The following is a 24,441-nucleotide window of genomic DNA, read 5'->3' as shown; positions in this document are numbered from 1 at the left end:
CTCAGCTCTTGTATTATCTTACATACTATATTTTTTTAAAAATTTAATCGGTTGATATGACAATTTAGCCTCTCTCAAACCTAAGCTTCCAAAGTCATCCTCTCTATTTAAAAATTCAACATCTGGAAACTCCTCTCTAGCAAGAAGCATATTTATCATCTGATAACTTCCCATGTATTCAAAGTCTCCCTTCTCTATATGAACGACACCCATATTTTCTGTTAACTTCTCACCAATTGCATAAGCTACAATCCTGTTATCTACCTTTAAAACTCCACCTCTCAACTTCAGTTTCTCATAGTTATTTAAAACTCCTTCAATTCCTAGAGTTTCAGATAAAATTATCTCATCATCTTTTCTATTTTCACTCCATTTTTGTTGAAAAGCTCTAACCTCTTCAATATTACTATCTGAAATTTTTTCATATGTATACTCATATGTTTTTATAAATTTATTTACTTTATTTTTTTTCGAAGAAAATTTTCTTCCTTTTAAAAATGCTAAATCTTCTCTTAGATAGATATAATCAAAGGAATCTCTCTCCTCTTTCAATTCAAAATCACCTTCTAAAAACTGTGCATACTCCTCAGGAATAAATACTAGTTTTCCATTTTGGTTTTTTATCCATTTAACTGCATCTATTATTTTTTTCTGATTTCTCTCTCTAGAAATTGGTGCAAAGTAATACTCTTTTCCTTCGTAATAACCTCTTATATAAAGAACATCATCTTGAATTGCGTATTCTATATTTTCGCTAAAACTCCATAAATAAAAATTTGTAAAGTTTAGATCTGATGTCTCAAATCTATTTTCTAAAAATTCATTAATTTCAGCTCTACTTTCTGTTAACAATCTCTTCCAGTTCATTATTCTACACCGCCTTTATATACTATTGAAAGTATATAACAATATCTCATCTGTTGTCAAATAAAAAGAGCCAGATTTAAATCTAGCTCAAACTTATTAATTCATCTCTTCTAATCTTCTTATTCTTTCAGCTGTACTTGGATGCGTACTAAATAAATTAGCCATCTTATTTCCAGCTAGTGGTGATACAATAAACATATTTTCTGTTGCCGGTGCTGCATCCATTGGAATTCTTGTTGAGTATGATTCCAACTTTCTTAAAGCATTAGCTAGATATCTTGGATGTCCCGCTACTTTTGCTCCAAACTTATCAGCTTTATACTCTCTACTTCTTGAAATAGCCATCTGGATCATCATTGCTGCTAATGGTGCGAAAATACTTATCGCTAAAAGACCAAAAATTCCACCATGATTATCATCATCATCTCTTCTTCCACCACCAAAAATTGCAGCCCATTTTGCCATGTTAGCCATATAAGCAATAGCTCCAGCTAATGTCGCAGCTACACTTTGAATTAGTATATCTCTATTTGATACATGGCCTAACTCGTGACCTATAACTCCTGCTAGCTCATTATCATCCATCAATTCTACCAATCCTCTTGTAACAGCAACTGCTGCATGGTGCGGATTTCTTCCTGTTGCAAATGCATTTGGCTGACTTTCGTTTATCATATAGACCTTGGGCATAGGTAATCCTGCACTTTCAGCTAATTTTTTAGTTATCCAATATACTTTATGATTCTCTGGTAACTCTTGTGCTCTATACATAGATAAAACAATTCTATCACTAAACCAATATGATACAAAATTCATTACTCCTGCAAAAACTAAAGCGATTGTCATTCCATTTCTTCCACCTATAGCTCCACCTATAAATAGCAATAGGAAAGTCATTACTAGCATTAATATAAATGTTTTAAATCCTTGCATTTTTAACCTCCAGATTCTTTTTGACTTTTCTATAAAATACCATACTTTTTATATTTTGTAAATTTGCTTTTTTTTAATAAAAATATTATACTTTATATAGTGTAACAACAAAAAAGAAAAGGAGAGTTCTATGAAAAATTTAGTTATGAAAACCTCTATAAATTCATACGACATTCTTATTGGACAAAATACAATAAATAGACTTAATGAGTTTACTGAAAATTACGACAAAATACTACTTTTAACAAATAAAACTATCGGAGATTTATATGCTCATAAAGTTTTATCTAATCTACCAAAAAAGAAAACCTATACATATAAAATTGAAGATGGTGAGATTCATAAAAATATGGATACCACTATGGAGATATATTCATTTTTAATAGAAAATAATTTTTCTAGAAACTCTTTAATCATCTGTGTCGGTGGTGGAGTTATCTGTGATTTAGGTGGTTTTATCGCCTCTACATTTATGAGAGGTCTAGATTTTTTACAAGTTCCAACATCTTTATTGGCACAGGTTGATGCTAGTATTGGTGGAAAGGTTGCTATTAATCATCCACTTGGAAAAAATTTAATCGGTGCTTTTAAACAGCCAATAGCTGTAATTATTGATATTGATTTTTTAAAAACACTTCCACAGTGTCAATTTAAATCTGGAATGGGAGAAGTTATAAAGCATAGCATAATTTCTACAGATAAATCTTATCAAAAATTCCTTATAGATTCATACCGAGAGATTCTAAAATTAAAGCCTGAAGTTTTAATTGAGATGATTTATGAATCTTGTAAAATTAAAAAAGATTTTGTTGAAAAAGATGAATTTGAAAAAGCCGATAGAGCATTTCTAAATCTTGGCCACACTTATGGACATGCACTAGAAACACTTTTTGACTATGAACACATGTCCCATGGTGAAGGGGTTGCAAAAGGAATTGTATTTGAACTTCAAATATCAAAACTTTTAGGTTTTACAACTGATGTATATATAAATTCTATCATTGAACTTTTTAAACTATATAGAATCGATTCAAATCCTATCTATATAGATGAAGAGATGTTAATCAATGTAATGAAAAAAGACAAAAAAAATAGTTATAGCAAAATTAAATTTATTATAGATAAAAATGGAGTTTTTGAAAATCTACCTGTTGAAAAAGATATTATTTTAGAAGCTAATAGACATTTCAAAAATAGGATTTTAAAAGGTGTTATCGATATTGGAACTAACTCATGTAGAATTTTTATTGCTGAAGTTGAGAAGTCTAATAATAAAATTGAGATAATAACTCCTATTTTTAAAGATTTAGAAGTTTCTAGATTAGGAAAAAATCTAAATCAAACTGGTGTATTATCTAAAGAATCTATTGAAAAAACTTATGAAATAATTAAAAAATTCAAAGAAAAATCTGATTCTATGGGAGTCACTGAACTTATCGCTTTTGCTACGGCCGCTACTAGAGAAGCTAGCAATGGAAGTATGTTTGTTCAAGGAATCAAAAATGAATTTGATATAAATACTCTTGTTATTCCTGGCGAGATCGAAGCGAAGTTAAGCTTCAACGGGAATAGCAATATATACAGAGAAAAAATTGCTACTATTGATGTCGGTGGTGGAAGTAGCGAAATAACTATTGGTAACTACAATGGAATAGATTATGTTAAAAGTTTTCCAATCGGAGTTGTAAAATTAACAGAGATGTTCTTTGCTGGTGAAAACTATAACGAAGAGACACTACTTTCAGCTCGTAACTATTTAAAAGGGTTTTTCAATGAATTGAGTAAATTTAGTCAAAATTCATTTAAAATTATTGGAGTGGCTGGAACAGTAACCACAAATGTCAGTATTGTCAAAAGGCTTCCTAAGTTTATAGAAAATGAAGTTAATGGCCATGTTCTTACTAAATTCGATTTAGAAGAAAATCTTTTCCTATTTTTAAGTAAAACTTTAGATGATAGAAAAAAGATAATTGGATTAGAGCCTAACAGAGCCGATGTGATTATCGCTGGAAATTTAATTTTATTGACACTTTTAGAAATTCTAAATAAATCTAGTATCACTGTTTCTACTGTTGATAATTTAGAAGGTGGTATGGTATTAAACATATAAATATGGTATAATTTAAAAATTCATTTTAATGATAGAGGAGGTTATAATGAAACTTTTATTAGATAGATGTTCAATCGGTGGTTGAGCGAGTAAAATAGGACCGGAGGTTCTTTCAAATTTATTAAAAAATCTTCCGAGTGTGGAAGATAAAAATCTTATTGTAGGATTTGAAAAATCTGATGATGCTGCTATATATAAATTAACAGATGATATAGCTTTAATACAAACTTTAGATTTTTTCACTCCTATGATTGACGACCCGTATATATTCGGGCAAATCGCTGCTGCGAACTCTTTAAGTGATGTTTATGCGATGGGCGGAGAACCTAGAACCGCAATGAATATCGTTTGTTTCCCTGAAAAGGAAAATATTGAAATCTTAGGTGAGATTTTAAGAGGAGGAGCAGAAAAAATAGCTGAATCAGGAGCTGTTCTAAGTGGTGGACACTCTATTCACGATCCTGAAATAAAGTATGGATTATCTGTAACTGGTTTAGTACATCCAGATAAAGTTTTTAAAAACTACGGTTCTGAAGATGGGGATGTTTTAATTATTACAAAACCTTTAGGAACTGGTATTATATCAACAGCTACAAAAGTGGAAACTTTATCTGAAGATGTAAGAGAAGAGTGGATTGAAGTTATGACTACTTTAAATAAATACTCTGCTGAGATCATTAAGAACTATCCTGTTTCTGCATGTACAGATATCACAGGATTTGGATTCTTAGGTCATGCTTACGAGATGGCTGTCGCATCAGAAAAAACATTTACTTTAGAACAGGAACTTATTCCATATATTGATATTGCAAAAGATTTTGCTAAAGAGTTCTATATAAACTCTATGGGACAAAAAAATAGAAACTACTTAAACAATAAAGTAGATATATCCTCTGTTCCATTCTGGCTACAAGAGATTATGTTAGATCCACAAACATCTGGTGGACTACTATTTTCTCTTCCTTCAAAATATGCTGCAGAAGTTATGCAAAAACTAAATAACTTAAAAATAAAATCAGCTTTAATTGGAACTGTTGATAAATTTACTGGAAAATATATTGTAGTTAGATAAGGGGAAAATTATGAATAACAAACAAACTCTTTTAAGAAACCTACCAAAAGTAGATAAAATAATTGATCTACTTAAAGAGAAAGAGTTTTTTAAAGATAAACCATATAAAGAAATTTATGATGCTGTAAATGAAAGCATTAATCTTTTCAGAAAAAATATTTTAAATGAAACTATCTCTAGCTATTCATTAGATGATATAGAGATTGAGATTACTAAATCATTATCAAAAAATTTAGAATTCAACTTAAAAAGAGTTATAAATGGAACTGGAACTATTCTACATACAAATTTAGGTAGAGCTCTATTTTCTAAAGAACTAATTGATCATCTAGCTAATTCACTTGCTGGATACAGTAACTTAGAGTTCGATCTAAAGACTGGTGAAAGAGGAAGCAGATATTCTCATGTTGAAGACCTTATAGCCAAGGTAACTGGAGCTGAAGCAGCTCTTGTTGTTAATAACAATGCTGCTGCTGTTATGTTGTGTTTAAATGAATTTAGTAAAAACACTGAGGTTGTTATTTCAAGAGGAGAACTTGTTGAAGTTGGTGGTTCTTTTAGAATTCCAGATATTATGGAATTATCTAACGCTAAGTTAGTTGAAATTGGAACTACAAATAGAACTCATCTTATCGACTATGAAAAAGCTATAAATGAAAACACATCTATGCTTTTGAAAGTACATACATCGAACTACCATATCTCCGGATTTACCAAATCTGTTAGCAATAAAGAGATTGCTGATTTAGCAAAAGATAAAAACATAATCTCTATGGAAGATTTAGGTAGTGGTGTACTTGTTGATTTTTCGAAATATGGAATAAAAAAAGAACCAACTATTTTTGATTCTATCCAATCAGGAATGGATTTAATAACTTTTAGCGGCGACAAACTTCTTGGTGGTCCTCAATGTGGAGTTATTATAGGTAAAAAATCTTTAATCGATAGACTTAAAAAAAATCAATTTTTAAGAGCTTTTAGAGTTTGTAAAATGACTATAACAGCTCTTGAGTTTGTTTTTAAACAATATTGTGATGAAAAAGTGGCTGTTGAAAAAAATCCTACTTTAAATAGAATCTTAGAACCTCTAGAAAACGTTTTAGATAGAGCCAATATTTTAAAAAGTCTATTAGAAACTCTTAACATTGATTGCGACATCATCAAAACTTCTGCAATTATTGGTGGAGGTTCAATGCCTGATGCAAGTATTGAAAGTTATGGTGTTCTTATAAAATCTCTAGATTCTGTGCAATTGAATAGGTTTTTCTTAAAAGCTTCTACACCAATCGTAGGTAGAATTCAAAATGATCATTTTATTATAGATTTAAAAACTATTCACAGTGATGAGTACTCAATTATTTTAAATAGTTTTAAAGTTTTTTTAGAAAGTAGAAGTTTATGAGAAACTGGGTTATAGGAACTGCTGGTCATATTGATCACGGTAAAACAACTTTAGTAAAAATGTTAACAGATATAGATACTGATAATTCAAAAGAGGAAAAAGAAAGGGGCATGACCATTGATCTTGGTTTTGCCCCTCTCCTTACACCTGATGGAAAAACTATAAGCATAATTGACGTTCCTGGACATGAAAAATTTATAAAAAATATGGTTGCTGGAGCTAAAGGAATTGATTTTGTTCTTTTTCTTATTGCTGCTGATGATGGAATTATGCCACAAACTATTGAACATAAAGAGATTTTAAAATTATTAGGAGTTGAACACGGAATTATCGTTTTATCAAAAAGAGATTTAGTCAGTGATTCTAGAGTTTCAGAACTCAAAGCTGAAATATCTCAAACTTTTTCAGATGGTTACTTTAATAATTTTCCAATTATTGAAGTTAGTTCAAAAGATCCTCAAACCTTTAAAACTCTTTATAACTTAATTATATCTGAATTAAGTTTATTCGAAACCTCTAAACAATCTACTTCGAAGAGTTCTGATTTCTTCAGATTGGATATCGATAAAATCTATTCTCCTAAAGGAATTGGAACTATTGTTAGTGGGACCTCTATTGGAAATATTCGAAAAGGTGATATTTTAACTATTTTTCCACAAGGGCAAAAAGTTAAAATTAAAGGAATTCAAGTTCATGGAAAAGATGTCGAACAAGTTTTCTCTCATCAAAGATGTGCTCTGAATATTAGTAATATAAATGCAAAAGATGTTAAAAGAGGGGCGATTCTTAGTAATGGTTCTATTATTTATACAAAAATATTAGATGTCTTATTCTCTAAAATATATAATGGTGAAACTCCAAAGAATAATACAAAAATAAGATTAAATATAGGAACTGCTGAATATTACGGTAAGCTAAAATATCTTAAAGATGAATATTCAGATTCTATTTTCTTTCAATTAATAATGGATGAGTATATCTGTGTTGACTTTGACGATATTGGAATATTAAGGAGCCTTTCTCAGTCTACATTATTAGGTGGTATTCGTATTTTAAACCCAAATGCTGTTCCAACTAAAAAAAATAATTTAAAATATCTCAAAAAGTTAAACTATTTTTTAAATAAAAAAATCAATTTCTCTGAATATCTTTTAGATGAAGGTTTTTTCGTTTCAATTCAAAATCTAAAAAAAGAGTTTAATTTAAAAGAGATAGATCTTTCGAAAGAAAAAGATATCCTTTTATTTCATGATGAAGATCTATTGATTCATAAAAATAATTTTGAAAAAATAAAGTCAAACATATCTCTTTACCTAGAGAATTTCCACAAACAGAATCCTCTAAGTCTTGGAGTATCTTCAGCCACTATTAACAGTATCTTTTTTAATAATCTAAATATAATTAAACTTTTTCCAGAATATTTTAAAGAGGTTAATGGATTCGTTTCTTTGGAAAGTTTTAAAGTTAAATTATCTAAAGACGAAAAAAATATGAAAGATGAAATTTATTCTATTTTAAAAAAAGAAAAATTTAATGGCATTAACAAGAATAAATTAAATGACCTCTTTAAGAATAAATTGTTTAAAGATATTTTCATATATCTTTTAAAAAATAATTTTATAATAGAGATTGGCGAGATTTTTATTTTAAATGGTTTTTATAAAGAAGCTTTAACTCAATTAAATCTCTTTTTCAATAACAATGACAAAATTACTCTTGCTCAATTTAAAGATCTTTTAGGCTGTAGTCGAAAAATTGCTTTAATATATCTTGAAGAATTTGATCATAATAAAATAACTAAAAAAATAGATGATTATAGAGTTTTACTATAATTAAAAAAATAAAGGGTAGTATAATACTACCCTCTGTTTTTACTTATTTCTATTCTCTTTTGCTTTATGACTCTTCTCACTTAGATACTTAATTGATATTCCAATTAACATAAACATCAATAAACCACCATAATATAATTTAATTTTTTCCATCTGTTGAAGAACTGGAACAGTAAAATTATATCCTGCAAAAATAAAGGCTATAAATGTCATCGCTGATACTGAAATTCCAGCAAATATTGATAATGTATCATTTTTAGAAATTTGGAATGGTGATTTAATCCCTTTCTTTCTAAAGAATATGTAACTTATTCCCAAACAGAAGTATGGAACTATCAATGCCATTGTTGTCATATCATAAACTCTATAATATAACTCTCCTGCTGCCTCTCCTCCGAAAATCGTTAAAGCTATAAATAAAAATGCTAATATTGTTTGGAATACCAAAGCGTTTATTAAAATTCCTGTTTTCTCAGATTTTTTAGTTAACCAATCCGGGAATGTTCCTTCTGGTGCCTCACTGAATACTCCCGCTGCTAATGATGTACTCCATAAAATCAATGCCACCAATGTTATCAACGTGTATGCTAACCCCATCAGTTTAACAAACCACATTCCTAGTCCAATTTTATCTCCCATAAATTTAAATCCTGCTAAAACTGCATTTATTAAAGATATTTTCGAAAAATCTTCTTGAGTTCCAAACGCTGAAACAGAAATGATTCCAATCACATAAAGAGCTCCTATTAAAAGTGATGCTATTAATAATCCTTTTACAAAATTTTTCTCAGGTTCTTTTACTTGATTTACATATGGACCTACAACTTCTCCTCCTCCAAATGCAAATAGTATCCAAGAGAATGACCCCAAGGCTTTTGCTAGCTCTGTTTTAGAAGATACATCTATCGTAAACATATCAACTGTTAACTCAGTCGCACTTCCACCTGTCATATGTAAATATACTCCCGCTAATAAAAATATTAAAACTGTAAATAAAGAGATATATCCAACTGGTTTTGATAAAGCCCCTATTGCTTTCTGATATTTAACTCCAATAACCAATGATATAACTAATGCTACAAGTGATAACAACGCTGTCTCTGAATTTGACATGTTAGCATCACCAAATAATCCAAAACTTAAATATGTAGGTACTCTTGTTGCTAGTGTTGGTAGATAAAATATATTTGCTATAAAATATGACCATATCGCAAAATATGCCATTTTCTTTCCTAATCCAATCTCTATCCATGAGTATATTCCACTTGTTCTATCTTTAGCATAAGATCCAAATTCAGCCATTATCAAACATAGTGGTAAGAAGTAAAAAACAATTCCGATAACTAACATCGTGGCGGAAGACATTCCTACTTCTTTAAAATTATTGGCAATATTTCCAAATCCAAATACTCCTAAGAATATCATCATTACTAAAGATGATACAGATAGATATTTCTTGTTCATTCTCAACTCCTTATTTTTTATATTATCTTTTAAAAACAGCCTTTATAGTACCATCTTTTACATCAAAAATCAACGATTTTATTTCACTAAGTTTCTTAATTTAAAAGTATAATTTTTGTTTTAAATATTGTATAATTAAACGTATATAAATAATTATGAGGAGGAGTTTTATGATAAAAGTTAATGCAATTGGGCAAACTTGTCCTATGCCAGTTATTATGACTAAAAACGCTTTAAAAAATATAACAGAAGGTACTATCGAAATATCTGTCGACAATAAAATCTCTAAAGAAAATATTGAAAAATTCTCTAAAGAGATGGGATATTCTTTTTCTTCTAAAAGTGAAGGCGATATCTTTTTAATCCAAATAGAAAAAAAATCTTCACTTTTAAATGTAAATGAATCTGTTAAATTAGAAAATGATGATACTGTTATTGTTATAGCTTCTGACAAAATGGGAGATGGGGATTCAGCACTAGGAGAAACACTTATGAAAGGATTTATCTACACCCTTACAGAGATGGAAAATCTTCCTAAAGCTATTCTCTTCTATAACAGAGGTGTATTTTTAACAGCTTCAAATGAATCAACTATAAAAGACTTAAAAACTTTAGAGGAAAGAGGAGTCGAAATTTTATCTTGTGGAGCTTGTCTTAATTTCTATCATTTAGAAACATCTTTAGGTACTGGTTCAGTAACTAACATGTATAATATTATAGAACAACAAATAAAAGCTAAAAAGGTGATTAGACCATAATGAATATTGAAAAATTTTTAATTATAACCTTTGATTCTACTCATTTAGTTATGAAAATTGAGAAATTTTTACTTGAAGCTGGAGTTTCTGTACAAATAATTCCACTTCCTGGAGAATTAAAGTCTAGTTGTGGATTTTCTATTAAAGCTGAAATAGAAGATATACATAAAATAATTTCACTTTTTAAAGAAAATGATATTGAAGAGAATATATACAGTATCTATCTTTGTGAAAAAATTGGTTTTAAAAAAACTTTTTCCCCTTTTAATTTTTAATTTTTTATGCTATAATAATTTTATAAATTGGAAGCGGGTGAGCTACTGGTGTACTCAGCAGTCTTCAAAACTGTCTTGGCGAGTCAAATCGCTGGTAGGTTCGATTCCTACACGCTTCCGCCAATTTAAAAAATTTCAGCCTCACTAAATAGTGAGGCTTTTTTTATTACAATAAATTATATAAAAAAAGAAGACCCTGGGAATGGTCTTCATTTTTTTGACTAATTTTTTGGTTGGCGTAAATAACAACATTTACACCGTATTGTATTATATAACTGTTTGTTTGTCAAACTTTTTATATTAAATATTTTGTAAACCTTGAAGTTTGTTTATTGCATATAAAAAATTAGAATCCTCTATATGTTAAAAAATGGTTGAATTATTTATGAATTTATGGTATTATCTCTCATAAATAAACGTTCTTAAATTCACTAATTTTCATTAAATTTTATTTTAAAATTACACTTTAAGAGCAATATTATTAAGTTAATAAATACCCTTGATAAACTCAAGGGAAATTAAAGAATTACTCATATATATCCGTAATATCCATTACTTTTTATTCTATTCTATACAGTTTATTTTGCTTGATTTTATTGACTTTATCTTTTTTTCGATAGTTCATTCTACTGTTTTTTAAAATTTTTGAGTGCATTTTAAGTGCAGGCAGATAGAAATTATATATAAAACAAAAAAAGAGCTTTTCAAGCTCTTTTTATTATCCAATTTTCTTATCTATATCCTCTAATTTCTTAACTATACTGTCCATTGTTTTTTCAAAGTTTGAAACTGTTCTTTCTAACAGTTCATCTTTTTTCTTATTTGATTCCATTAAATTTTGTACTAATAAATCGTTCTGGGCATTCTGTTGTACATCTTTTGAGACATACAATTTAAAAGCTAAGATAGCTATTGCCCCCAGTAGTCCAACCTCCCTAATCATTCCCACATCTAGCTGCATTAATTCCCTCCAAATAGGTAAGCAAGTACCTTTTCTGTATTCTCATACCACCATGGGCTTACCTCAAGCGATGGTATAAGCTCATTTAAACTACATACAGCTACAAATATCAATGCTATTATAGCTATAAACAATTTAAATTCATCTATTTTTTTTATCTCAATCTCTTGTCCTTTTTCCCCTGATTTAACTCTTTTAGTAAATAGTTCTAAAACTTTAATGATTATACTACTTTTTATAAAATCACCTCCTAGAACTTTTATGGAATATATCTATAATTTGCGAAGCTTGTTGTTTATTTAATTCATCTATACTAGATACTCCAAATTCTGTTAATTTAGAATTTATTGTATCTTTTAAGTTTGATTCCAATTTATCCCTTAACAAAACTTTTTGTTTATCTGTTATACCACCTGCTGCACTTTTCTCTGAAGCAGTTGGAACAGTTGGAACAATTCCAAGTTCCTCAAATATAATTAACTTTTTTAAATTTATAATTATATTATGAAGCTCTGTATTCAATTCTAAAGGCTTACAAATGAAAGGGTATACTTTTACCTTATCTTGTAAGTTCAAGCTGATATTACCAAACACATGCGTCTCTGTGACGCTTGTAACATCAACTCTCTCAACATTAAGTTTAATACTGTTGTCATTCATCTTCTTGTAGAGCTTGTTAAATTTAATTTTATCATTATCCTCTTCAGATATGATATAGTTGAGATTTTCTTTTATATTATCCATTTTTTATAATTCGTACTCCTCTGGAATAAATTCCATTACCCAATCAGGGTTATTAACTCTAATAACAAAAGGTTTCACTTCTTCAACCTCTACACCATTTTCCTCCATTGCAACTGGGAAAAATACTAATTTGCATTCATATTGGTCCTCTGTTCCTGGTAAGAACTTTCTTTTTAAAATAGCTCCTTCATGTAACTCTGTTTCCCCAACTGTAACGACATTGGGATTTAGTGCGTAAGAATAATTATTCATACTTTTTTACCTCCAATTTTATATTTTTTATCTCACTTTCGTGATTGTAATAACTTTTTCCCTGTAACGGCTCAAAATATTTTTGGTTAAATCTATAACTATCACAATGTTTAGTCCATCCAAGGTAGCTGTTCAATGAACAGACATCTGTAAAACTAAGAACTCTTTTATTTTTAATCTTGCTTATTTTTCTTTTTAATTTTTTTGCTGTTCTTTTTCTAAGAAGAGCATAATTTCTAAAGAAACGATAACCTAAAAAATCAATCCCTCTAATATTCACAGGGAACACTTGCCAATTCTCTTTTAGTGTGAGATTTAAATTTTCACTTATATATCTTTGAATCTCTTTTCTGAGTTCGTGCAGATATTTTTTATCACTATGTAAAATTACAATATCATCACAATATCTATAATAGTATTTAATTCTGTAATTCTCTTTTATATGATGATCTAATCCACTCAGATAGTAATTTCCAGCATATTGTGACCAGAGCGACCCGATTGGCTGACCTTTGTCTCCAACTGAAAATATTATAATTTTCAAAAGTCTTAGAAGTCTTTTATCTTTTATCTTTTTTTCTAAAAGATTATATAAAATTTTATTATCTATAGATGGATAGAATTTTTTAACATCTATCTTTAAACAATACTTTGTTGCTTCTTCATTTTTTAAATCTCTCTTTATAATATCAGCTGCTCCATGTAGACCTCTTCCTGGTATGGATGCAAAAGTATTATGTATGAAATGCTTTATTAGTATGTGTTCTATCTGTAACATCACTGCCCATTGTACGATTCTATGAGGGTAGTAACTTAATTTTTTAAGTTCTCGCTCCTTTCCTCTGTCTACTATTTTCTGAATTCTATAATCAGAAGCAGTAACATAGTAAGTTTCATTTTTTAAATGCCATTCTAAATTTTTTAAATACCCCTCTGGGTCTTCGTTTAATTTCTTAACTTCTCTATAATGAGCCTTTCCTTTACGTGCCATCATATGAGCTTTTAATAGATTATCGTAGCTAGATATTCTATCATATAAATCACCAAACCTTTTCATTGTTCAAGTATCTCCTTTTGTGTTGAAAGTTTTCGTGAGTTTTCGATTTTTCATCTACCAACACACTTTTTTGTACTCTTATGTTTTGCCAAGAGGCAAGGTTTTAAAATTTAATTCTGTTTTTTTAATACACTCAACATAAGTGTGAGCACCGATATTCACATTCGCATTCGAAGCGACATTATTCCAATTCCAGTAGAACACGCCACAATTCGAGCCATTATTCCAATGACCACCGAACAGGGCGAATATTTAATATTTTTCTATTGTCATAATGTGTAGGTCTCCCACAATTTTAAAAACCTATTTTATACCACTCTAGACTTTTAGGAGTCTAGAGTGGTACTTTGAAAAAATAAAACCGCTGCTGCCGCTGCTACTCAGGACGGAACACAAGCCGAGCACCGAGATACACATGCGCACTCGAAGCGACATGAGTCCAAGCCCAGCAGAACACGCCACAAGCCGAGCCATAATACCAAGAACCACCGAACAGGGCGATATTGGTTTGCCCTTTACGGTGCGACCAGAAATTGTCGCAATAGTACGTAGAGGCAGCTCCGCCGATTGCGTTAGGCAGGAAATCAAAATCTAAAGCAGATATTCTCTCCATCCCTGTAACATATCCAGATACCTCTTTACCATCCTCAACACCCATAAGCGGATTAGCCTTAGTCAACGTATATGAACCAATTGTTCCAAACTTTGTGTAATCTCCAGTGTGATGATACCCTTCATCAGTAACATAGAATCCTGTCACATGTCTCCAAATACCACCGTAATAATCTTCAATACCTCTGTATGACATTGAAGTTTTACCATTAGTCTCTCCTCTAACTTCTAAATAACCAGTTCTATCTCCTAGAGCTATTGTGTCTCCTGTCGTTAGTTCAACATATCCATTATCAACCACAGTTTGATAATCATAGTCTACTTTTCCTCTTCCCGCAACATCTTGAGAATTAAGAGATTGGAACTCAACTAAGAACAGAAGTGTTACTGCTGCTATTCCATATTTGCAATCTATACTAAATCTAGTATTTCTACCTTGTCTAGATTTATCAAGTGCAGCCGCTTGTGTTATAGACCTTGTAGGTATAACTCCAGCTATACTTCTCATTTGATTATTTGCATCAACATAACCAGGGAATGCCCCCATTGTTCTATAAGGTGCAACTGAGCCATCTGGATTCTTGAAATAAGGATGAACCTTAAATCCTGCTCTTATGTTACTTCCGTATTTATCAGGAACAGTGGTATCTACTTCATATCGTGGCTTTCCAGTTGAACTATATGTAACTCTATAAGCGTAAGCTGGTATCTTAACCATTACGTCTCCATCTGTTCCAGTTAGATTGGCAGCACTGCCATCTGTCTTCTTAGATGAGTCAGTTTTGTGAAGCTTGTACTTTAAAGCTCCAGTTGTTGTATCTGCAACCCATCTACCCATATCTTTCCAAGGGTAAACAGAGTCAAAATTTGATGAGTAAGTTTGATTCAAATGAGGCAGATGTGCCTTAGTTGGTACTGTTAAATCTATTATTGCCATTATTCCTCCTTAATATACAAATCCGCTTGGATTTGCTTCTGTTGTATCGTGAATTGGTGTATATAAACTTTCTACTTCTATTAACTTTGGACTAGAATTTATATCCTCTATCATGCTAGATATTAGAGCAGGATCCGCAGAGTTTTGAACTTCTACAGTAACTATTCTAATATCTTTATGAATGCTAAATCCAACTGTGTAGTTTTCACTAGCTATTCTAACTCCACTTTCTAGCTCTACTCCAGCAACTGGAGCTGAGTGTGGCATGTTTAGATAGAAAGGTGATTCCACATCTCCATTCAGTGTTTTTAAACTTCTTTCTGAAGTTTTTTCCACAAAATTTTGAAGCCCTGGGCTAGAATTGTCTGGAACTTCTGCTCCTATAGATATTATTTCATCTTTGAAATAAACATCTCCTAAAAGATATTCTCCATTCTGATATGTTCCTTTGTATCTAGAACCTATGAGCCTTTTGTAATCATCGTGCATATGAGCATTAATAGCATCCTCTAAATCATAGATAGTTACATAGATTTTCTTTTTATCTAGAACCACTGTCACTGTTACATTATCTGTGATTCCAATTATAAAGTCTCTTGCTTTTTCTACGATATTTCCTGAAGATCCTGGAGGATATATCTCTCCTGTTCCATCATTTACATAAGCAAATAGAGTTTCTGAAACTCCATCTATCTTTGCAAATAATCCCACTTCACGAATATTTACAGAGGTTTTGAAATCCTCATTTGTAAAAGCTCCTCTGATATTAGTTTCACCACTTTCAGTTTTAGTGACTGTAGTAATTCCGATGTCCATATATGTGTTTATCAATTTTGTTAAAGTCTTAGCTGTTTCTATTGTTATAAGCTCTCCAGTTCCTATTTTCATAGTTGTAAACTGCAAAGCCTTTCCTGCAACAATAGCATCATTTAAAAGCTTTAATCCGCTATTCGTTATAACTATTCCACCTGTTTCCACTATTTCACCTCCCTGTTTATTGTCCTACCATACGTATGAACTACACCATACGTGTTGAGAGAAGAGTGGTCTTTTTGAATAAATATTATCCCATCTAATGTTGACCTTGCATTTTTAAAAGCATTAGCTAATTTAACTAATTCTGTTATATCTCCGTTAGCTGGAACTTTACTTCTAGAAAGAATTCTAAATGTAAATGGCTCTCCATTATAATGAAACCACTCTAGAACTTCTGCATCTCCAACGATTGTCTTTATCGCAGATTCTACTGCTCCAGCGGTTCCTTTTCTAACATGATGTTTATATGATTTTTTTATCATGTCTATTTTTTTCTCTTGTGTAAGATTTGGATTGTAGAACTCTACATAATGTTGCCATGCTAATTCATCTAGAATAGAATCATTTAACTTCTCCATATCTTTATAGGTATTCAAAGTTTCTATTGCAGGTTCTATTTTTTCTAAAACTTCAGAAAATGCAACGGTAACAGCATTCAAATTTTTATATTTCTTTAAGTTTTCTGGAAGCAAGAAAACCACATCACTTTTATTCAATCTCCTTACCTCCATACTTAATGTTTTTAGACCCTAGACTAGCAACCTGTGTCTTGCTTAAACTCACACGAACAGGTGATACTATGTCAACCCTTTTAGCTCCTGCTGCGATAATTAAAGCTGTTAGTCTATCAGGGTTTATATCTCTACCCAGTTTTTCGCATTGCCACTTTATATAATTCTCTACTGAAGTTTCTATTGCAGCCCTAATTTCAACTTCATTTATAGAGCTGTCGTCAACTATATAATATGTTAAATCAATGTTATAACTAACCGCACCAGGCTTTGTCGGCTCAACATAATCAGTTAAAGGCCTGACTTCTTTTGCATTCAATGCAGAACCAACAATATTGAGAACTTCCTGAGATGGAATCACTCCATCTTCAAGAAGAGGATACACTTTAACAATTCCAGTCCCTTTAATAGTATCTATATGTACATCAACAATTCCATGATGGGCATTTTTGGTATGATAGATATATGCCGCCTCCGGACCTGCAACGCTTTTAGAGGCGGGATTTGTTCTAGTTTTTTCTCTCAAACTATCGTCCGATTCCACATCTACACCGCCAGCCGTTTCGGTTAAGTTTGAAACTTTTTGCAAATAAGCAATAGGATCTACTATATTGACAATTTCTCCAATTCCAATCCCGTTCCCAGAAATACCCTTTGTTGAGCACTGGCACTCTATATCTATTTCTTTTTGCCCGATTCTCAGCTCGGAATCGTTCATCGTTTCAAAATACAATCCAAACGCTTCTGTTTTGTGGCGTTTTGGTATAACAACAACTCCATCGAACGATTTCGAGAATGTATATCTAATCGTTGTTATAGCTCCTTTTGCATCTTCTCTAGCCTCTCCAACATTCTCGGCGATAGCTTCTAAATATTCAGCTTTTGAAAATCTCAAAAGATTCATTTTTCCACTGTTGTCAATTTTTGATAACACTAAGCAAAATATAAATGTTATATAATCAAGAAAGTCTGACATTGGGTCTCCTTGCTCAATCTTGCTTCCAAATATATTTATATAAGCTTTTTCAAGCTCATTTCTAATTACTGCAGGGTCATAATCAACAAACTTAAAATCACTCATCTATTATTTCACCCCTTACAATCACAATCATTTTTCCATCACTCTCGCTACTAGTATCGTAACTGATACTATCTACTTTGAATCTAGTTTCATCGCGTTCTATTTCATCCATTACGATAGATGCCAACACAGTTTTTATATAATCCGTATTTTCATCAATTAACTCCGAATCAATCCCTTTACCTCTATTCAACGGCACATTTCCTTTTACTCGTGATAAAATATTTTCAATATTTTGAACTATTTCTTCACTTCTGGTTTTTTTAAATTTGTAATTTCTAGTAGATGAAATATCGAAGTTTATCTCTATCATTAGTTATACTCCTTCAACGTGACTTCCAATTCCATAAACATAACAGTTCCAATTGGCGAAAACTTTTTATGAATTTCTTTCAAATCGGTAATAACAAATTTACCCTTGCTTTGCATTCCTAAAACAAATCTCAACACTTCGCCTTTAGTCATGTATCCTTCTAATTCTTTTGCCGCACCAAGAGGATTCACTCTAAAAGTTGCACTAAGAATGATTTTAAATGTTAGATCACTCAATCGTGGATTTAAATATTCTAGTTTAGCTTTATTTTTTATTATTTGATGACTCGCATACTCTACACCTCTTGAAACAGCTAGGTCATTTATTGTCTTAACATATTCAGAACTAACTACAAACACGGTTTTTCCTAAAGCTCCAACTATCATTTCGGTACTCCTGTATCACTTGGTCCACCTTGAACTCCTCCATGGATGTGTTTAATCAACGATATTGCTTGAGCTATCACATCTTCTAAAGATTTGATTATTCCTTTAGCTGTTATGGTATCTGTATTCTCTTGTGGCCCTTCTATTTTTATTAAATTTGATTTCAATAGAATTTCATTTTCAGCCTCTATAATAATTTTATTTTTACTATATATTCTAAATGTTGAATTTTTAGCATCGAATTCAATTAAGCTCCCGTCTTTGAATTTTGCTACTTCTTTATCTTCTATGCCTTCGTCTGGTTTTGGAAATGCTTTAGTATAGCCACTACCTATATAATACCCAGCTCCATTTTTATCCAACAAACAAACACCAACTTCTTCTAGCTCTGGCATCGAGTAGTCCATTCTACCTGTTGTTCTGCCCATCACTACAACTAATTCTCCGGACTGTTCACCTGTATCAGGAAAAACACACCTCACAGAGCCCTTATCATGATTCAAAATAGAAACTTTACCAGCTCGCCACATTAATATCCCTCCAAACATCTTCTTATAGTTAGAGTTTGTTCATATTGAGCAAACTCAGTTGTTATATCCGTTATAATGTAACTCCCATCAAACCTTCCAAAACTATGCAAAGATATAACATCTGAGGCACTCAGTTGTGTTTCTGTTCCCATCAAAGTTACACTTCCTAAAGTTTCTGATTTATTTTTTTCACGCAACTCCTTTTCAGCAACTTTAAGCAAATATTCTTTTTTTTGTTGTAAAGTTTCCCCTGGAACAGCTGCATCATAATTTAGAAATAAAACTCTTTGAGTATTTTTTTTATATCCTACTCTATTTTTAGTTTTAAAAGTGTGCTCTATGTTTTCATCGAGAATATAATCATAGTATGATATTTTGCAAGAACTATAAGTGTCTGCATCTTGGATGTTAAAACTATAGTCTTTGCAATCTAATTTAGATAAGCTTATCTGAGGATCTCGTTTTTCATACTCCGACTCTTCAAACAATATCAATCTATTGCTATAAAGTTTTACCGTTACACCCGCCTCTCGACACAACCTTTTTAGTAAAGTGTAATCACTTTCTAATTTCTGCTCAACTCTTTTATATGTTCTGTTAAAATCGAAATCACATTCAACTTCTATTCCACATTTTTCAGATATATCTTTAGCTATCTCTTCAAGAGTTACATCTTCCCAGCTTTTATACTCTCTAGAATCCATTATATTAGATGCTATATCTACACTGACTCCTCTCAAAGTAACGACTTGAGGCGGACCATTATATCCAATATCATCAATATAGAAATCGCCTAAATTATGCTCGATAATTCCTGTTTTTTTCCAATCAATCATTTGAAATTTCACTTGTAGTTTATCGCCTTTTAGCGGAGCCCACGAACCCATCCAAAGACCTTTACGGTCCTCAAGAGTCAATTCTATCGTGTCAAACTCATTGATAGAATCTCTATATGAGCATCCTAATATTGATTCTGTTATTTCAGAAGTTATATCTTGACCTTCATATATAATTATTAATTTACTACGCCTAGCATACTGCTCAACGCCTCCAAGGTGCAATATTTCCATTCTCAATCACCTCTTCGCTAGCTGGAATCAAAAGTTTTACTCCAGCTTCAAAAATAAAAGTTCCAGAATATTCTGTATTCGCTTCTATTATTTTACTCACAGCTTTGCTATCTGAATAAACTTTATAAGCGATTATGTCAAATGTATCTCCGAAAACTGTTGTATAAACTTTATCTGCCATTCCCTCTCCTTTTTTTAGCTTTTTTCATCTCTTCATACCTTTTCTCAAACTCTCTAGCACTAATTTCTCTATCTTTTTTTAATACCTCTGCAACTCCTTTTGAATCATTTGCATAAATAACTGGTGCATAAGTGTAATTGATAGAATCAGAGTAAGAGTTGCTTGTATCTCCTTTTTTATCAAATGCTCCTATTAACTCTCCAGTTTTTTGCCACAATCCAAAACTTCTTTCACTATTATCGTGAGGTATTATAGTTTCTGAATAAGCTCCTTCTCCAACCATAGCAAGTGTTGGAGCTGATACAAATACACCTTCTGCAAACCCAGGTATATTTTTTAAAAAAGATTTTCCTGCTTCAGCTTTATCAGAGAAAAAACTAAAAGCTTTCTCTTTTAAATCAATCAACTTTTGAAACTTTTCAGTCATCCATCCAAATACTCCGTCAAGTGCCTCTTTTAATCCATCTTTAAAGAGATGAGCTTTATCTACCCAACTTTCAAAAACATCTGATGCTTTACCTTTTATAGTGTCCCAAAGTTCCATAACTGGCTGACAATACTCGATTACAGATTGCCATAGCTCAGCACCTTTAGCTTTTATTTTGTCCCAGTTTTTATACAGAGCATATCCAGCTCCTATCAATGCAACTATAGCTGCGATATACCAAGTTATCGGATTAGCTAAAAGAGCTATACCAAATTTTGCTATTGCAGCTCCAGCAATTTTTAATCCCGATGCTGTAGCACCTCCTACTATTTTAAATCCTGCACCTATTTTACTTAACCCAGTAAGCATATAACCACCTGCAAGTTTTGCTCCGCCGACAATTTTTCCTATACCTCCGATAACAGTATTTCCTAAACTTTTAAACCCACCTGCAACCTTGCCGATTCCACTTAGAATCTTTGTTCCGAAAGCCTTTTCAGTTGCAAATCCAGCTATCTTGGTATAAGTAGCATAAGCAGATATTCCTAGAGCAACAACCTTTAAAGCTGCCCCTAAAGCTATCAGTGAAACAGAACCATACGTAAACACTTTGAATAGTGTGCTGAATGTTTTTGGATTTGCTTTTTGGAACTCATATATGCCATCCATAAGTCTATTTATATTTATAATTAATTTTTCTAGCTCTGGAAATATAGCTTCACTTGCTCTTCCTGCAGATAGTTTAAAGTTAGCTATTAAGTTTTTCATTTTGTTTTCAATCGTCTCTGCACCTGTATCGTACTCTTCATCTACCGACCCTTTTGCTTGGTCACCCTTGACTTTACCTAAGTTATTTTTTAGATTATCCAGAGATGTAGCTATATTAGAAACACTTGTTATTGATTCTTTACCAAAGAACTCTTGCAATATCGAAAGTTGAACGTCACTTTCCTTTATATTTCCTAATCTTTCAAAAAAATTAACAAGTGTCCCTTCTCCATCTTTTTGCATATTTTTAGCCAAGCCTTTTGGAGTCAACCCCATTCTGTATAATATATCTTTTTGTTTGTCCGTTGCATACTCGCCTTTTGTAAAAGATGTTATTATATTCTTCATCCCTGTTGCAGCTTTATCAGAGTCAATACCCATATCCATTATTGTTGCTCCAATTGCAGATGTAACTGATTTTGACATTCCAGCTTTAGTCCCTGTTGCTCCAAGCCTTTTTGCAAAATCAATCAGTTCAGCTGCTCCTGCTCCAGTTGTATTACCTAAATAATTCAACTGATCCGCAAACTGCTCTAGCTCTGAATAAGATAGCTTGAATATTTTTTTTAGAGCTACAAAATTACTTATAGCTTCGTCTCTAGCCATATCCATAGCTATTCCACCTTTAACACCGAGTTCAACTATTTTCATAGCTTCATCTTTATCTGTTATTCCAGCTTGTCCAACAGAAGCTGCCCCTACAAAAAGCTCCTCAATATCTACAGCCATTTTCTTTTCTCTGATTAAATTTTCTAACCTTGCTTTGAACGCCTCTTCATCTTCCTCATTTTCAAAGTTAAACATCCTTTTAACTCCTGAAAATGCAGCTTGTTGCTTAATTCCTTCATTTGCCATCAAACTGACAACTCCAACGCCAGCTGTTCCAGTTGCAATTGATTTTGTTCCAGCCGATGAAAGTTTCTGTGAACGCTCTTGCAATCTTTCTGACTTTGAGTATAAGTCTCTAGCTTTTTTAGCTCTATCTATCTCACTTGTTAAACTTTTATATCTTTTCTCTAGCTCCTCTAACTCTTTAGCTTCTTTTGACATGTTATCTTTAGCTTTTTTATGAGCTTCACTATTTTTTTTATAATTTTCTTCAACCTTTTTCAATCCGTTTTCTAATTTTTTATGCTCTGTTGATAATTTTTTATTCTCTTTTATCGTGTTACCAATTTGTTGCTCTAACTTTTTATTTTCAGCACGTGAATTTGTGAGAGCTTCTTTTTCTTTCTTCAAAGCTTCGCTGGAGTCTTTTAACTCTTTTCTATTCTGCTTATATCTCTCTTGATTTTTCTTTAAAGATTCTGTCAATAAAGCTTGCTCTTTTCTCAGTTCTCCTGTAGGGTCAGAGGTATTCTTTATTTCGTTTCCTAGTTCTTTTAGTCTATCTTTTGTTTTATTGATTTGGTTAGCTTCATTTGATAAAGATTCTTTTAAATCATTATGCTTTTTCTTTTTTTCTTCATATGCACTATTTAACGACTTAATCTCACTCTTTGACATTGCATGTTGCTTATTCAAAGTTGCTATCGTCTCTGAATTTGACTTCATTACCTCTTCCAATTGAGACATCTTATTTTTAGTGAGCTGAATCTCAGCCTCTGTTTTCTTTAACTCTTCGCCCCATTCAGCATACTTTTTAGGGTCTACACTTCTATTCAATCTTTCCATCGCCACTTGAGTTTCACTTTGCTGTGCCTCTAATGAACTTAAATGCTTATTTAAAGTTTGTAAATTGTCGCTAGCTTTTGAAAATGCAGTTGAAAATCCAGCTCCTATCGTTGCTCCAATCCCAAAAGATATTGCCATTTTTTTCATAAAAACCTCCAAATAAAAAGCTACCCAGTTTGCCTGAGTAGCTAAATACTACACCACTCTATTTATTTATTTTTTTTGCAACTTCTATAATAGGATCTATCCACTCAACGAGGTTATATATCGGCATTTTCAACCACTCTGAAATACTACTATTTCCCTCTTTTGCTAAAATTATTATTGTTTCTCTAAGATTTTTGATATTAGATCCTCTACCGCAGAACCTGAGAAAAAACCCCTCACTCTTGATGTTATTGCTAAAAAGTCCTTTCCAGAAAGTTTATCTCTAAAATCGTTATAGTTATATTCAGTCATTTTCGCTGCAACATAAAGTAAGAACGCTTTCGATTCTTCTAATTGTCCCGTTGGAAATATTCCACCAGTGACAAGAAACTCTTTTTCTGCATCAATTATAACTCCGGCAGTAAATTTACTTTCGGTAATATCTAACTCTGTAATTGTTTTTTCCCCAATCGTTATTGGAGTAGCTAGTTTTAACATTGATTTCAACTCCTTTTAATTTTTACCCATAGCTGCTCTAACTTCTGCTAGATAGTCAGTTCCATCAACTATATGTTTCATATTTAATTTATCTATCTCTATATGAGTTTTTCCTTTTCTTGTAACTTTTATAAAGTCAACAGTAAACTCGTTATTTGTATCTGTTGTTTTAGCTACAGCCATTTTACCCAACCCAACCTTTTTAGGCCATGCTCTAACAGCTATCGTAACAGGAACTACAGCTATCTGCTTTGTAGAAGGATCAGTTTCTTGAAGTGCTCCTCTAAGTTCTAAGGCGTAGCATTTAGGTGCTGTAAAGCTCAAATTTTGGTCCGTTTGAGTTCTAAAATTCAAACTCATTGACATTGCGTCGGTGTGCCCCAGAGTTATCGACTCTATAACCCCGGCTATTCCAGCCCCCTCGATACTCTCTGTCATGAACTGGATGTCAGGAAGGGTTGCATCAACCATTCCTGCTAATACAGTGCTTCCATCCACGAAGCACTGAAAGTTTATTATTTTTTCTGGTACATTTGCCATTTT

At 31.7% G+C, this 24,441-nt stretch carries 25 protein-coding genes and 1 tRNA gene; 7 read left to right on the top strand and 19 right to left on the bottom strand.

The annotated features are described in order from the left end of the window. Positions 1–18 precede the first annotated feature (18 nt). The gene (locus tag L992_RS03275) at positions 19–867 is read right to left on the bottom strand and encodes a DUF2156 domain-containing protein (RefSeq protein ID WP_047381967.1); all 849 of its coding nucleotides are present in this window, start codon (positions 865–867) and stop codon (positions 19–21) included. A gap of 96 nt (positions 868–963) precedes the next feature. After that, complete coding sequence (gene htpX / locus L992_RS03270) at positions 964–1,800, bottom strand: zinc metalloprotease HtpX (protein WP_047394402.1); 837 nt, start codon at positions 1,798–1,800, stop codon at positions 964–966. 130 nt (positions 1,801–1,930) lie between these two features. Here htpX and aroB point away from each other — a divergent pair, with 130 nt between their 5' ends. The 4 genes from aroB to selB all read left to right on the top strand — a co-directional run bounded on the left by aroB (position 1,931) and on the right by selB (position 8,216). Further along, positions 1,931–3,910, top strand: a complete 1,980-nt coding sequence (aroB, locus tag L992_RS03265; RefSeq protein WP_052191684.1) for a 3-dehydroquinate synthase — start codon at positions 1,931–1,933, stop codon at positions 3,908–3,910. 94 nt (positions 3,911–4,004) lie between these two features. After that, positions 4,005–4,982 (top strand): selenide, water dikinase SelD, encoded by a 978-nt coding sequence (gene selD / locus L992_RS03260; protein ID WP_197053376.1) that lies wholly within the window; start codon positions 4,005–4,007, stop codon positions 4,980–4,982. Between the two features lie 10 nt (positions 4,983–4,992). After that, positions 4,993–6,384 carry an L-seryl-tRNA(Sec) selenium transferase gene (selA, locus tag L992_RS03255; protein ID WP_047381972.1) on the top strand — a complete coding sequence of 464 codons (1,392 nt, stop codon included), beginning with the start codon at positions 4,993–4,995 and terminating at the stop codon, positions 6,382–6,384. Then, positions 6,381–8,216: a selenocysteine-specific translation elongation factor gene (gene selB / locus L992_RS03250; protein ID WP_047394399.1), complete on the top strand. Its 1,836-nt coding sequence runs from the start codon at positions 6,381–6,383 to the stop codon at positions 8,214–8,216. Before selA ends, selB begins: the two co-directional genes overlap by 4 nt. A 39-nt stretch (positions 8,217–8,255) precedes the next feature. Here selB and L992_RS03245 read toward each other — a convergent pair whose 3' ends face one another. Continuing rightward, positions 8,256–9,680 carry an amino acid permease gene (locus L992_RS03245; RefSeq protein ID WP_047381977.1) on the bottom strand — a complete coding sequence of 475 codons (1,425 nt, stop codon included), beginning with the start codon at positions 9,678–9,680 and terminating at the stop codon, positions 8,256–8,258. 170 nt (positions 9,681–9,850) lie between these two features. Here L992_RS03245 and yedF point away from each other — a divergent pair, with 170 nt between their 5' ends. The 3 genes from yedF (at position 9,851) to L992_RS03230 (ending at position 10,836) form a co-directional block, all read left to right on the top strand. After that, positions 9,851–10,438 (top strand): sulfurtransferase-like selenium metabolism protein YedF, encoded by a 588-nt coding sequence (gene yedF / locus L992_RS03240; protein ID WP_047381979.1) that lies wholly within the window; start codon positions 9,851–9,853, stop codon positions 10,436–10,438. Further along, positions 10,438–10,713, top strand: coding sequence for a DUF3343 domain-containing protein (locus L992_RS03235; RefSeq protein WP_052191685.1), 276 nt, complete (start codon positions 10,438–10,440; stop codon positions 10,711–10,713). Before yedF ends, L992_RS03235 begins: the two co-directional genes overlap by 1 nt. 29 nt (positions 10,714–10,742) lie before the next feature. Then, positions 10,743–10,836 (top strand) — tRNA-Sec (locus tag L992_RS03230). 595 nt (positions 10,837–11,431) lie between these two features. On the opposite strand, the gene L992_RS03225 is transcribed toward L992_RS03230, so the two are convergent. The 16 genes from L992_RS03225 to L992_RS03150 form a co-directional block, all read right to left on the bottom strand. Continuing rightward, on the bottom strand, positions 11,432–11,674 hold the full coding sequence (locus L992_RS03225; RefSeq protein WP_047394396.1) for a hypothetical protein: 243 nt from the start codon (positions 11,672–11,674) through the stop codon (positions 11,432–11,434). A gap of 243 nt (positions 11,675–11,917) precedes the next feature. Continuing rightward, positions 11,918–12,334: a hypothetical protein gene (locus L992_RS03220; RefSeq protein ID WP_156110637.1), complete on the bottom strand. Its 417-nt coding sequence runs from the start codon at positions 12,332–12,334 to the stop codon at positions 11,918–11,920. An 87-nt stretch (positions 12,335–12,421) separates the two neighbouring features. Then, positions 12,422–12,670 (bottom strand): hypothetical protein, encoded by a 249-nt coding sequence (locus tag L992_RS03215; RefSeq protein ID WP_047394391.1) that lies wholly within the window; start codon positions 12,668–12,670, stop codon positions 12,422–12,424. Next, positions 12,663–13,727 carry a reverse transcriptase/maturase family protein gene (locus tag L992_RS03210; RefSeq protein WP_052193894.1) on the bottom strand — a complete coding sequence of 355 codons (1,065 nt, stop codon included), beginning with the start codon at positions 13,725–13,727 and terminating at the stop codon, positions 12,663–12,665. The genes L992_RS03215 and L992_RS03210 overlap by 8 nt, the downstream gene beginning before the upstream one ends. Positions 13,728–14,103: 376 nt before the next feature. Continuing rightward, a complete protein-coding gene (locus L992_RS03205) occupies positions 14,104–15,276 on the bottom strand; it encodes a hypothetical protein (RefSeq protein WP_047394388.1) in 1,173 nt (390 codons plus the stop codon). Positions 15,277–15,285: 9 nt separating this feature from the next. Next, positions 15,286–16,254 (bottom strand): hypothetical protein, encoded by a 969-nt coding sequence (locus tag L992_RS03200; RefSeq protein WP_047394385.1) that lies wholly within the window; start codon positions 16,252–16,254, stop codon positions 15,286–15,288. Then, complete coding sequence (locus tag L992_RS03195; protein ID WP_052193893.1) at positions 16,254–16,808, bottom strand: phage tail protein I; 555 nt, start codon at positions 16,806–16,808, stop codon at positions 16,254–16,256. Before L992_RS03195 ends, L992_RS03200 begins: the two co-directional genes overlap by 1 nt. Next, the gene (locus L992_RS03190) at positions 16,801–17,904 is read right to left on the bottom strand and encodes a baseplate J/gp47 family protein (protein ID WP_047394382.1); all 1,104 of its coding nucleotides are present in this window, start codon (positions 17,902–17,904) and stop codon (positions 16,801–16,803) included. Before L992_RS03190 ends, L992_RS03195 begins: the two co-directional genes overlap by 8 nt. Then, positions 17,897–18,217, bottom strand: a complete 321-nt coding sequence (locus tag L992_RS03185; protein WP_052193892.1) for a hypothetical protein — start codon at positions 18,215–18,217, stop codon at positions 17,897–17,899. The genes L992_RS03190 and L992_RS03185 overlap by 8 nt, the downstream gene beginning before the upstream one ends. Beyond that, on the bottom strand, positions 18,217–18,603 hold the full coding sequence (locus L992_RS03180) for a phage tail protein (RefSeq protein ID WP_047394379.1): 387 nt from the start codon (positions 18,601–18,603) through the stop codon (positions 18,217–18,219). The genes L992_RS03185 and L992_RS03180 overlap by 1 nt, the downstream gene beginning before the upstream one ends. Continuing rightward, a complete protein-coding gene (locus L992_RS03175) occupies positions 18,600–19,133 on the bottom strand; it encodes a hypothetical protein (protein ID WP_047394376.1) in 534 nt (177 codons plus the stop codon). The genes L992_RS03180 and L992_RS03175 overlap by 4 nt, the downstream gene beginning before the upstream one ends. Continuing rightward, a complete protein-coding gene (locus tag L992_RS03170; protein ID WP_047394373.1) occupies positions 19,133–20,203 on the bottom strand; it encodes a phage late control D family protein in 1,071 nt (356 codons plus the stop codon). The genes L992_RS03175 and L992_RS03170 overlap by 1 nt, the downstream gene beginning before the upstream one ends. Continuing rightward, positions 20,175–20,384 carry a tail protein X gene (locus L992_RS03165; RefSeq protein WP_047394371.1) on the bottom strand — a complete coding sequence of 70 codons (210 nt, stop codon included), beginning with the start codon at positions 20,382–20,384 and terminating at the stop codon, positions 20,175–20,177. Before L992_RS03165 ends, L992_RS03170 begins: the two co-directional genes overlap by 29 nt. After that, on the bottom strand, positions 20,374–23,400 hold the full coding sequence (locus tag L992_RS03160; RefSeq protein ID WP_047394369.1) for a phage tail tape measure protein: 3,027 nt from the start codon (positions 23,398–23,400) through the stop codon (positions 20,374–20,376). Before L992_RS03160 ends, L992_RS03165 begins: the two co-directional genes overlap by 11 nt. Positions 23,401–23,574: 174 nt before the next feature. Next, positions 23,575–23,898, bottom strand: a complete 324-nt coding sequence (locus tag L992_RS03155; protein WP_047394366.1) for a hypothetical protein — start codon at positions 23,896–23,898, stop codon at positions 23,575–23,577. Between the two features lie 15 nt (positions 23,899–23,913). Continuing rightward, positions 23,914–24,438: a phage major tail tube protein gene (locus L992_RS03150; RefSeq protein WP_047394363.1), complete on the bottom strand. Its 525-nt coding sequence runs from the start codon at positions 24,436–24,438 to the stop codon at positions 23,914–23,916. Positions 24,439–24,441: the final 3 nt, after the last annotated feature.

The sequence above is a fragment of the Cetobacterium sp. ZOR0034 genome (genome assembly GCF_000799075.1).
Taxonomy (GTDB): domain Bacteria; phylum Fusobacteriota; class Fusobacteriia; order Fusobacteriales; family Fusobacteriaceae; genus Cetobacterium_A.
This window is presented reverse-complemented; position numbering and strand designations above follow the sequence as displayed.